General features: G+C 65.2%; 11 protein-coding genes. 2 read left to right on the top strand and 9 right to left on the bottom strand.

Features of this window, described 5'->3' with window-relative positions; genetic code table 11:
- Positions 1-617 precede the first annotated feature (617 nt).
- The 7 genes from B7G52_RS22180 to B7G52_RS22150 all read right to left on the bottom strand — a co-directional run bounded on the left by B7G52_RS22180 (position 618) and on the right by B7G52_RS22150 (position 6455).
- Entirely contained in the window at positions 618-1055 is a 438-nt protein-coding gene (locus B7G52_RS22180) for a universal stress protein (protein ID WP_096699839.1), read from the bottom strand.
- 40 nt (positions 1056-1095) lie between these two features.
- Positions 1096-1377, bottom strand: coding sequence for a DUF427 domain-containing protein (locus B7G52_RS22175; RefSeq protein ID WP_096699834.1), 282 nt, complete (start codon positions 1375-1377; stop codon positions 1096-1098).
- Between the two features lie 207 nt (positions 1378-1584).
- Complete coding sequence (locus tag B7G52_RS22170) at positions 1585-2277, bottom strand: glycine zipper 2TM domain-containing protein (RefSeq protein WP_096699833.1); 693 nt, start codon at positions 2275-2277, stop codon at positions 1585-1587.
- Between the two features lie 167 nt (positions 2278-2444).
- Complete coding sequence (locus tag B7G52_RS22165) at positions 2445-2960, bottom strand: cupin domain-containing protein (RefSeq protein ID WP_096699832.1); 516 nt, start codon at positions 2958-2960, stop codon at positions 2445-2447.
- A gap of 39 nt (positions 2961-2999) precedes the next feature.
- Positions 3000-4181 (bottom strand): serine hydrolase, encoded by a 1182-nt coding sequence (locus B7G52_RS22160; RefSeq protein WP_096699831.1) that lies wholly within the window; start codon positions 4179-4181, stop codon positions 3000-3002.
- Positions 4182-4192: 11 nt separating this feature from the next.
- Positions 4193-5215: a methionine synthase gene (locus B7G52_RS22155; RefSeq protein WP_096699838.1), complete on the bottom strand. Its 1023-nt coding sequence runs from the start codon at positions 5213-5215 to the stop codon at positions 4193-4195.
- A 229-nt stretch (positions 5216-5444) separates the two neighbouring features.
- Positions 5445-6455, bottom strand: coding sequence for an LLM class flavin-dependent oxidoreductase (locus B7G52_RS22150; protein ID WP_096699837.1), 1011 nt, complete (start codon positions 6453-6455; stop codon positions 5445-5447).
- Between the two features lie 105 nt (positions 6456-6560).
- On the opposite strand from B7G52_RS22150, the gene B7G52_RS22145 reads away from it, so the two are divergent.
- Positions 6561-7118 (top strand): YaeQ family protein, encoded by a 558-nt coding sequence (locus B7G52_RS22145; RefSeq protein WP_096668148.1) that lies wholly within the window; start codon positions 6561-6563, stop codon positions 7116-7118.
- A 9-nt stretch (positions 7119-7127) separates the two neighbouring features.
- Here B7G52_RS22145 and B7G52_RS22140 read toward each other — a convergent pair whose 3' ends face one another.
- Both B7G52_RS22140 and B7G52_RS22135 read right to left on the bottom strand, forming a co-directional pair.
- Positions 7128-8021: an ion transporter gene (locus B7G52_RS22140; RefSeq protein WP_096699830.1), complete on the bottom strand. Its 894-nt coding sequence runs from the start codon at positions 8019-8021 to the stop codon at positions 7128-7130.
- A 323-nt stretch (positions 8022-8344) separates the two neighbouring features.
- Positions 8345-10093: a long-chain fatty acid--CoA ligase gene (locus B7G52_RS22135; protein WP_240523584.1), complete on the bottom strand. Its 1749-nt coding sequence runs from the start codon at positions 10091-10093 to the stop codon at positions 8345-8347.
- Between the two features lie 249 nt (positions 10094-10342).
- Between B7G52_RS22135 and B7G52_RS22130 the strand changes: the two genes are divergently transcribed.
- Positions 10343-11314, top strand: a complete 972-nt coding sequence (locus tag B7G52_RS22130; protein ID WP_096699835.1) for a tripartite tricarboxylate transporter substrate binding protein — start codon at positions 10343-10345, stop codon at positions 11312-11314.
- Positions 11315-11350: the final 36 nt, after the last annotated feature.

Below are 11350 nucleotides of genomic sequence, written 5' to 3'. Positions count from 1 at the left end.
CCCCCGCCCCTCCCTCGCCCCGCTGGGCGATGGCGGGGAGCTTCATTTGGCAACGTGTGCTGCACCCGCGTGCATACATGACAGTCCCGTGAGTCCGACATGACGCGCTTCGCGCGTCATGACTCCCCGCATCCGCATCCGTTTCCGTTTCCGTTTCCGTTTCCGCATTCTTGTCCCACCACCCGTCGGGCTGGGCCGAGCAGCGCAGACGGAGGCGGGATCAGGGCGGCAGTTGTCCGAGCGCAGCGAGTTCTGCCGACCCCCGCCAGAGTCGAGCAGCGCAGGTTGCCTGGAGCGAAGCGGAAGGACCCAGACCATCGGGTCGCCTTTTCTTTGGGTACTTTCTTTTGGCGAAGCAAAAGTAAAGTGCCTAGCCCGCCGGGGCGAGACCCAGCTTGCTGGAAGACCCACCGCCGCGCAAGCTTGCGCAGGCTTCGACAAGCTCAGCCCGAACGGAGTCGGAGGAACGCCAACATGGATCCCGGATCAAGTCCGGGATGACAGCCTGAAAGATGGATCGCTATAAAATCAATAGCTGTTACCGACCACTGGGCAAGGACTGCAGACCTCTTTTATTCAAAAGTCAGTAGGATCAGGCAGCCGCCCGAGTGAACGACTCAGTCCCGCACCACCAGAATCGGCAAATGGGCATGCGCCAGCACCTGCGCGGCAACGCTGCCGAGCACGAGTTTTTCCAGTCCGCGGCGCCCGTGCGAACCGAGCACGATCAGGTCGGCACCGATCGCACTGGCGGTCTCCAGAATGCCGCGGTAAATCGCGTGGCCTTCGATGATGGAGGCCTTGACCGTCACACCTGCCGCTTCCAGCGCCTGCGTGGCGCCCGTGAGGGCTTCGTTGGCTTCCACCGCGGCCGCCCCGAGGTACTGGGCCTGGCCGTAGGCAAAATCGGTGCCGACCCCGCTGAAGGCGTAGGGATCGATCACGTAGATCACCGTCACCGTGCTTTTGAAGGCCTGGGCCAGCCCGCAGGCCTTCTCCACCGCCATCATCGAGGTGGACGAGCCGTCAACCGGCAGCAGGATGTGTTTGAACATGATCAGGCTTCCTTCACAAAAATTCACTCGGGCCGGGGCATCAGGGTTCGATCTTCACACCCTTCCAGAAAGCCACATGGCCCTTGATGTTGTCGGCCTCGGGTTTCGGGTCGGGGTAATACCAGGCGGCGTCGGTGTTCATCTCACCATCGACCAGCAGCGAGTAATAGCTGGCCTGCCCTTTCCAGGCGCACATGGTGTGGTGGTTGCTGAAGGTGATGTGGTCGCGGTTGAGCGAACTTTCGGGAAAATAGTGGTTGCCTTCGAGCACCACGGTGTCGTCGCTTTGCGCAATCACTGCGCCCTTCCAGATGGCCTTCATATCACTTCTTTCATGGGTTGCCGGGGTCCGCCGTGTAGGGAGGGGGAAAAGGAGAAAAAGGGGTTGCCTGCCAACAATCTTCGCACACTCTGCAGGGACTGCACGGCTGGCCGAAAAAAGGGAAAAGACAAAAAGAAAAGCGTGATGGTCACCCATCACGCTTTTCCGTGGTTCTGTGCAGGATCGCGCCGCCGCAGCGGCGACTCATCAGGCCATGCGCAGGTTGTTGCCTTCAACAATCACGCGGGAGCCGACGGGAATCGAGCTGGACACTTCCACGTTGCGGACTGAACCGTCGTTCATGCGCACGCGCACCTGGTAGACGGTGACCTTCTTCATGTTTTTCTCGACCTGATTGCCGGCAAACGCGCCGCCGGCAGCCCCCAACACCGTCATGGCGGTTTTGCCGCTGCCGCCGCCGACCTGGTTGCCCAGCAGGCCGCCGATGACACCACCGGCCACCGTGCCCAGCCCAACCGTGGTGTTGCCCACGGCGACACCGTTGACCTCACCCTGGCGCTGCACGGCGGTCACGGCTTCCACCGTGCCGCAGTCGGCGCAGACCACAGGCTTGGGTGCCGGTGCGGGTGCCTGGGCCACGACCACAGGCCGGGGCTGGACCACCGGTTTGGCCGGCGCCGGCCGGGTCGTGGGAGTGGTCGTGCTGGTCGCGCTGTTGCTGGCCAGCTTGGCGGCGGTGCTGGACTGGGTTGTTGGGGCCTGGGCCTCGGTACCGCCCGGCTGCGCATCCGAGCGGTTGACCACCAGTGCGGCGGCGAGCGCCATCACTGTGACCCCGAGCACGGCCACAATCGCGATCAGCGATTTACTGTGTTGCATGCGTTGCGAGAAGGCGGGCTGGCTGCCGGGGGTGGCTGGTGTCTGGTTGTTTGTATCCATGATGGGTACTCCTTGTGTGAGCCTCAGTTGTAACCAACTCATGTGAACGCGGATGTAGGACGAAGTGACATTCGTAAGGAAAGGTTAGCGCGACCCCTCTCAAAGTGTGCGTTATTGCTCACTTGCGAACAGCTTCACCCGCGGCTCACCGCGGCTTGACTTGGGCTTTACACACCACCGTGGGGGTGGGTTGGATCGATCCACAACACCTGCTCGGGCTTTTCGACGGGCGCGATATCAAGGTTGATGGCCACCGCTTCGCCGTCGCTGCGACAGAGCACACACTCGAGCAGCTCGGTCGGACTCGCGTTGATTTCCTGGTGCGGCACGTAGGGCGGCACATAGATGAAGTCCCCCGGGCCTGCCTCGGCCGTGAACTCCAGGTGCTCGCCCCAGCGCATGCGGGCACGGCCCTTGACAACATAAATCACGCTTTCCAGATGGCCGTGGTGGTGCGCGCCGGTCTTGGCGTTGGCATGGATGGTGACCGTGCCGGCCCAGAGCTTTTGCGCGCCGACGCGGGCGAAATTGATCGCCGCCTTGCGGTCCATGCCGGGCGTGGACGGCACATTGCCGTCCAGTTGCCCCCCGGGGATCACGCGCACACCGTCGTGTTTCCAGTCGGTGCCTTCGGGCGCGTGGCTGTGCCCGTGGGGATGGCTGTGGCCGGTGTCGTGGCTCATGGTGTGTCTCCGGAAAACCCAGTTTCTAGTCCAGCAATTTCAATCCAGCAGGGCAGCGTACACCAGGCTGCGAAACAGCGGCCGGTAGTGGTCGCGCTGGTTGGGCGCCTGAATCATCAGCACCGCATACAGGTCTTCGGCCGGGTCCACAAAAAACGTGGTGCCGGCGATGCCGCCCCAGTAATACAGCCCCTTCGAGCCGGGCACGGACGCGATGCCGGTGGCGGTGCGCACGGCAAAGCCGAGGCCGAAGCCATAACCAGGCGGCAACACCTCCCCGGTGACGGGGATGGCGCCCAGGTGGTCGGCGGTCATGAAGTCCACGGTGCGCGAACCCAGCAGGCGCACGCCATCGAGTTCGCCCCGGTTGCGCATGAACTGCAGAAAACGCGCGTAATCCATGGCCGTGGACAACAGGCCACCGCCGCCGCTTTCCATGGCCGCCGCGCGGCGCGGCTCCAGCACGCGCATCGGCACGCCACCGTCCGGGTCGTGGGCAAAGGGCTCGGCAATACGCGGGTGATGGTCCTGGTCCACCGAAAAACCGGTGTCGTGCATGCCCAGGGGAACGAAGAGGTTGCGGCGCAGGTACTCGCCCAGGGTCAGGCCGCTGAGCACTTCGACCAGCCGCCCCAGCACGTCCGTCGCGCGGCTGTATTCCCAGACGCTGCCGGGCTGGTACATCAGCGGCAAGCCGGCCAGCACACTGGAAAACTCCGCGTTGCTGCGCTCGCGCGAGCCCATCTGCAGCTTGGCGTACTGGCGCTGCACGTCGGCATTTCCCAGGAATTCGTAGGTCAAGCCGGCCGTGTGCCGCAGCAAGTCCTGCACGGTGGCGGGCCGGTGGATATCGGCCAGCGCCACCTGGCCGTTCCGCTCCACCGCGACCTTCTGGTTGGCAAATTCCGGCAGGTGCCTGGCCACCGGATCACTGAGCAGCAGTTTGCCCTGCTCCAAAAGCATCATCACCGCGACCGACACCACGGGTTTGGTCATGGAGTAGATGCGGAAAATCGAATCGCGTGTCATCGGGCTGCCTGCGGCCGGGTCCTGCCGGCCCAGGCTTTCGAACAGGGCGACCTTGCCGCGGCGCGCCACCAGCGCCACCGCGCCCGGCAGTCGCCCACGGTCGATGTCGGCCTGCAGCACGGCCAGCAGGCGCTGCAGGCGGTCAGGACACAGGCCGACCTCGGCCGGCGCTGCAAAAGCCAGTTCAGTCATGGCTGCCCGCCTCAGGCGCCGTAACGCTCACGCGCCAGCGCCGCCCCCTGGGCCAGCGCCTGCAGCTTCTTCAGGGCCACCTCGCGGTCCATGGGCGCCAGGCCGCAGTTGGTGCAGGGCAGCAGGCGGTTCTTCGGCACGTACTTGAGGGCTTCGCCAATGGTGTCGGCGATCTGCTCGGGGGTTTCAATCTCGTCGCTCGCCACGTCGATCACACCGACCATCACGTCCTTGCCTTCCAGCAGGGCCATCAGGTGCGGCGGCACATGCGAGTGGTAACACTCGAGGCTGACCTGCTGGATGCTGCTTTTGGCGAGCGCGGGAAACACCGCCTCGTACTGGCGCCACTCCTGGCCCAGCGTTTCCTTCCAGTCGGTGTTGGCCTTGATTCCGTAGCCGTAACAGATGTGCACCGCCGTCGTGCAGGTCAGGCCCTGCGCGGCACGCTCGAGCGCCTTCACGCCCCAGTCGGCGGCGTCTTTCATGTAGACGTTGAAGGCCGGTTCGTCGAACTGGATGATGTCCACGCCGTCGGCCTGCAGCGCCAGCGCCTCCTGGTTCAGCAGTTCGGCAAACGCCATGGCCATCTTCACGCGGTCGCCATAAAACTGGTCGGCCACAGTATCGACAATCGTCATCGGGCCGGGCAAGGTGAACTTGATCTTTTTGGTCGTGTGCGCGCGCAACAGCTGCGCCTCGGCCGCATGCACACGCCCCTTGAGCTTGAGCGCCGACACGACCTGCGGCACCATGGCGTCGTAGCGGTTGTTGCGTATGCCCATCTTGACCTTGTGCTCGAAGTCGATGCCTTCGACCTGCTCGAGAAAGCCGTGCACAAAATGCTGGCGCGACTGCTCGCCGTCACCAATGACATCCAGTCCGGCGTCCTCCTGCGCCTTGATCCACAGCAGCGTGGCATCGGCCTTGGCCTGGGCCAGCTCGGCGCCTTCGGCCTTCCACTGCGGCCAGAGTTTGTGGGTTTCCGACAGCCAGGCGGGTTTGGGCAGGCTGCCGGCTATGGTGGCGCTGAACAGGGGAGCAGTCATGGAGGGGTCCTCGGGTTGTTGTCTCATGGGGTTGTTGTCTGATGGCGTGATGGGCTCAGAGGCTGAGAGTTTTTTGGTCGTGTCCGAGTAGCGCGTCAAAACGTGCCCAATCGAGGCGCAAAGCACAGCCATAGCTCGGGCTATGGCGCGCATTTGCAACGACGAGTGGGTGCGTTTTGGCGTGATAAGCGGGTAGGAACAAAAGACTCTCAGCCTCTCAGGCCGGGGCGGCGCCAAACGCCTGCGCCAGCAATTCGTAGGAGCGGCGGCGCGCCACCGGGTCATGCGTCCAGGTGATGACCACCAGCTCCTCGACCTGCAGGCTGTCGGAGAGCGCACGCAGCTTGCCGGCCACCTGCTCGGCGCTGCCCACCAGCGCCGTGCGCCGCAGCCGGTCGGCCTCGGCCTGCTTGGCCGCGCTGTAGGGCCGCTGCGCGACTTCCGCCGGTGACTGCAGCGGCCCCAGCGCACCCTGGTTGCGGTCGATTTTCCAGCGCTCGCGGCTGGTGAAAAGCTGCCAGGCTTCGGCCTCGGTGTCAGCAGCCAGCGCCCACACACACAGCGCGGGCTGCGGTTCCGGATGTTGCGGACTGGGCCGGTACAGCTCGCGGTAGATGGCCAGCGCCTCTTCGGCCCCCTGGCCGTCGGTGATGAAGTACGCAAACGCATAGGGCAGGCCGTAATGCGCCGCCAGCTGCGCGCCGTAATTCGAGCTGCCCAGCATCCACAGCGTGGGGGCGCCGGGTCCCGTCGGGTTGGCGGTCACGCCGTGGCCGGGGTGGCCCTCGGGCAGGTCGACGCCGCCGACCCAGGCCTGCAGTTCGCGCACCTGCCGGGGAAAGTCATCGGCCGCGTGACGTGCGTTCGGGTTGAGCAGCTGGGCCGTGCGCCCGTCCGAACCCGGCGCACGTCCGACACCGAGGTCGATGCGGCCCGGGGCCAGCGCCTCCAACACGCGGAACTGCTCGGCGACCTTGAGCGCCGAATAATGCGGCAGCATCACGCCGGCACTGCCGATGCGGATGCGCTGCGTGGTGGCGGCGATGGCGGCCATCAGCACCTCGGGGGCGCTGCCGACAATCGTCGGGTGGCTGTGGTGTTCGCTGACCCAGAAACGGTCGTAGCCGAGGGCCTCGCAGTGCTGCGCAAGCGCCAGCGTTTCGCGGATGGAGGCGTCTTCGCTGCGGCCGGTGACAGCGACGGACTGGTCGAGAACGGACAATCGGATCATGCATGAACTATAGCCAGCCTGCCGCGTCCGGACATGCGGCCGCACAAAGGTCTGTTCCAATAGGGGGTTACCGCCCGCCCCTCACCCAACCAGCAGACCCCCATGGCACTCAAAGCCACCATCTACAAAGCACAACTGGCCATTGCCGACATGGACCGCGGGGTCTACGCCGACCACAACGTCACGATCGCGCGCCACCCCTCCGAGGCCGATGAACGCATGATGATCCGGCTGCTGGCTTTTGCGCTCAACGTGACGGCCGACGACAACAAAGGCAAGCTGGAGTTCGCCAAGGACCTGTGGGATGTCGACGAAGCGGCCCTCTGGCACAAGGACTACACCGACCAGATCCTGCACTGGATCGACGTCGGTCAGCCCGACGACAAGCGCCTGATGCGCGCCGCCGGACGCGCCGAACGTGTCACCGTCTACAGCTTTGCCAGCAGCACGCCGGTGTGGTGGAAGGCGATTGAAAGCAAGCTGACCCGCGCCGCCAACCTGGTGGTCTGGCAGATCGAGGCGGCGCAAAGCCAGGCGCTGGCCAAACTGGCCAACCGCACCATGCAGCTGCAGGTGACGATCCAGGACGGCACGGTCTGGATGAGCACCGGCAGCGAGTCGGTCGAGATCACGCCGATCCGGCTCACGGCCGGCGGCTAGGGCCAACCGTCAGGACGCCTTGCCGGCCTGCTGCTGGTAAGGCGGCAGCCGGGCGCCGCAGTTGAAGCAGAAATTCGCGTCGGCGGCATGGCCTTCGGTCAGGCACTCGTGGCAGGTTCGCGTGGTCGGGGTCTGCAACAGCTGGTGCCGGCGCTGTGCGGCCATTTCCGCGGTCACGATGCCGGTCGGCACCGCCAGGATGCCCCAACCCATCAGCATCATGAAGGACGCAATCAGCCGGCCCAGGTCGGTCTTGGGTGTGATGTCGCCAAAACCCACCGTTGTCACCGTGCTGATGGCCCAGTAGACCGAGGTCGGGATGCTGGTGAAGCCGTTGCCCGGCCCTTCGACCACATACATCACCGTGCCCATGACCAGCACCACCATCACCACGGCCGACAGGAACACCAGGATCTTGCGCCCGCTGGCGGCCAAGGCGCGCCCCAGAAACTGGTATTCGGCCACATAGGCGGCAAGCTTGAAGATGCGGAACACGCGCAGCAGGCGCAGCACACGCACATCGATGAGCGCATGCAGCTCGGGGAAAAACAGCGCCAGGTAGGTCGGCAACACGGCGACCAGGTCGATGATGCCGAAGAAGCTGGTGGCGTACTGCAGCGGGCGGCGCACACACAGCAGGCGCGCGATGTATTCGGCGGTGAATAACAGTGTGAAAATCCACTCGAGGCCGTTCAGGACGCGGCCATAAACCTGGTGCACAGCCTGCACGCTGTCCGCCATCACCACCGCAATGCTGAGCAGGATGACGGCGATCAGGGCCTGGTCGAACAGGCGTCCGGCGCGGGTGTCCGCTTCAAAAATGATGGTGTAGAGGCGCAGCCGCCAGCCGGCCAGCGGCTTGTCGTGCATGGGATCAGAGGTGGGCGGTGAATTTTGTTCCATGAGCGCAGGCAACGCGTCTGCAGCGTCGCACCTGTTCGAAGTCCGGGAGACGAACCTTAACCGATGTGGCTGGGCGGGGGTGGCCCGGGACGGCTTGGCGCCCGCCCCGCCGCCCTGCCGGCTTTCAGAACAAACACCCTTGCGGGCCCGCTACCCGCCGACAGGCGGGCGGTGCAGCGCCGGCGCCTGCCAGGAGTCAAACACCGCCGGCGATTGCGCCAGCCGTGTCGGCGCGGGACTTCGGAGTCCTCCAAAATGCTCTTGTTTTGATAGCAGTCCTCGAACGTCCGACAAGGGCCGCAGGCACTTTTTTCTCAAAAACCTCAGGCGGTGGCGCCTTCCGCCTCCTGCAGGGTCCGCCACATCACCTTGCCCGAGCCGCTTTTCGGCAAGGCATCGACAAACTGCACGACACGCGGGTACTTGTAGGCCGCCATGTTCTCCTTGCACCAGTCGATGATGTCCGCCTCGCTGACCTGCCCCTTGTGGCTTTGCCGCAGCACCACCACGGCCTTGACGGTCTCTCCGCGGTAGGCGTCGCGCGTGGAGATGATGCAGGCCTCCTGGATGGCCGGGTGCTTGAACATCAGCGCCTCCACCTCGGCCGGCCAGACCTTGAAGCCCGACGCGTTGATCATGCGCTTGAGCCGGTCGGTGATGAAGAAGTAGCCCTCTTCATCCACGCGCCCGAGGTCGCCCGAACGGAAGAAACGCTTGCCGTCGATCTCGATGAACGCGGCGGCGGTGGCCTCGGGCCGCTTCCAGTAGCCCGAGAAATTCTGCGGCCCGCACATGATGATTTCGCCCTGCTCGCCCAGCGGCATTTCCTCCAGCGTCAAGGGGTCGATCACGCGTGCGTCGACATTGAGAAAAGGCACGCCCAGGCACTGCTGCTTGGTGGCGTCGGGCGGGTTGCTGTGCGAGGGTGCGGCGGTTTCCGTCAGGCCATAACCTTCGGCGAACCGCAGGCCGTACTGCTCCCACAGGCGCTGGGCCACGGCCTGCGGCATGGCCGCGCCGCCGCCGCCAATGTAGACCAGGCTGCTCAGGTCAAACTCTGCAAAGTTCGGGCTGGCCAGCAGGTCGATCACCATGGTCGGAATGTTGGTCCAGTGTGTCACGCGCCATTTGGAGATCAGTCGGCCCGCCAGTTCGCGGTCCCAGCGCGGCATGATGACCAGCGTGGCACCGCCGTAGATCGAGGCATGCATGACCGACACCATGCCGGTGATGTGGAACATGGGCACGACCGAGAGCACGGTGTTTTCCGGCGTGCTGTTGCCCCACAGGCTGCTGGCCACCGCGTTGTGCATGATGCTCGCATGGGTGTGCATGCAGCCCTTGGGCAGGCCGGTGGTGCCGCTGGTGTAAGGCAGCACCGCCAGGTCCTGCGACGTGGCGGCGTGGTCGGGCAGCCGACCCTGCGCGCCCTGCGCCAGCGCCTCGGCCCAGGACATGACGTGGCAATCACCGGCCGCGGGTGCCGGGTGCTGCGTGCCCAGCCACTCCTGCCAGGCCGGCGGCAACGCTGCCGCTTCGGCCTGCACATCAAAAGCATCGCTGTAATGCGTGACGATCAGGTGTTGCAGCTGCTGCTCGGGCGGCAGCTGGACATTGGCCTTGACCAGTTCGGGCGCCAGGTCCGCCGCGGTGATGGCCACCCGGGCGTCCGGGTCGATGATGTAGTGCTTGAGCTCTTCGGCCCGGTTCATCGGGTTGACCGGCACCACCACGGCGTTGGCCCGCAGGATGGCAAAGTGGGCAATCACCCATTGCGGGCAGTTCTGCATGTCCAGCACCACCCGGTCGCCTTTTTTGACCCCCATCTCATGCAACGTGGCCGCCAGGCGCTCGGCTTTGTCCAGCACCTCGGCATAGGTGAAGACGCGCCCGAAGAACACCAGCGCCGCCTTGTTCGGGTAACGCAGCGCGCTGACCGCCAGGTTGTGCCACAGCGAGGTGGACGGTGCCGAGATGCGGTGCGGCAGGCGCTTGGGCCAGACCTTGTAATGCAGGGTATGCGGGACGGCGCTTTGGGTCGCTGCCGTTGCAGCTGTTTTCGGGTCGGACAAATCGGGCTCCAGATTGCAGGAAATTGAAGCTACAGCCTACTCCAGCTGCACCGCCCGTCCATCGGGGAAGCTCCTGATAAAACAGTGTCGCCTGAGCGACCTCGCCTGACTATGATGAAACCCTGCGCGCAGCCAGCGGCCGGGCCGGTGGCGCTGTCCCCGCCGCCCGCCCCGGGGTGCGATTTCCCGGCTGGCCACACCACCAAGAAACACCATGAGCTTTTTTCCGCCCACGCGCTTTTCCCCACCCTGCGTCCCCGGACGCTGATCACAGCCTGCCTGGTCGCTGCCTCCGCACTGGCCGCGTCCGCAGCGCTGGCAGCTTTTCCCGACAAGCCCATCCGCGTGGTGATCGGCTTTCCGGCCGGTGGACCGCTGGACCAGCACGCACGCCTGCTGACCGAGCGGCTACAGGCCGTGCTGGGGCAGCCGGTCATCATCGACTACAAGTCGGGCGCAGGCGGCACGGTCGGGGCGCAGGACGTGATGAAGGCCCCGCCCGACGGCTACACCCTGATGCTGGCCAACACCGGCGTGATGGTCATCAACCCGGCGCTGTACACGCGGCTGCCCCACAACACGCTGCGCGACTTCACGCCGATCGCCCGCACCGCCATGCAGCCGCTGGCCCTGCTGGTCAATCCCAAGCTGCCGGTGACCACGCTGAAAGAGTTTGTCGACTACGCCCGCGCGCGGCCCGGCCAGATCAACTACGGCTCGGCCGGCAATGGCGGCATCAGCCACCTGGTGCCCGAGATGTTCAAGAACGCCACCGGGCTGTTCATGGTGCACATTCCCTACCGCGGCAGCGCCCCGGCCTTCACCGACCTGATGGGGGGCCAGGTCCAGTTCATGGGCGAGTCGATTCCGCAGGCGGCCGCGTACCACAAGCAGGGCAAGGTGCGCGCACTGGCCGTCACCAGCAAGGCACGCAACCCGGCCCTGCCCGATGTGCCGACCGTCATGAAGTCCGGCTTCAGGAATTTCGAAGTGGTCGGCTTTTACGGCTTCCTGGCGCCGGCCGGGCTACCCGCGGACGTCACGGCGAAACTGAGCGATGCCTTCAAACAGGTCATGACCAGCGCCGAGGTCCGCAACCGCATGATCACCCAGGGCGCCGACCCCGCCTTCATGGGCAGCGACGAGTTTGGCAAATTCATCGCCGCGGAAATGCCGCGCTGGGCCCAAGCGGTCAAGGCGTCGGGAGCCAAGCTCGATTGATGGCCGTGACCCCGCCCCCTGACGTCCCCGCCACCC

The sequence above is a fragment of the Polaromonas sp. AER18D-145 genome (assembly GCF_002379095.1).
Lineage (GTDB): Bacteria > Pseudomonadota > Gammaproteobacteria > Burkholderiales > Burkholderiaceae_C > Polaromonas.
This window is presented reverse-complemented; position numbering and strand designations above follow the sequence as displayed.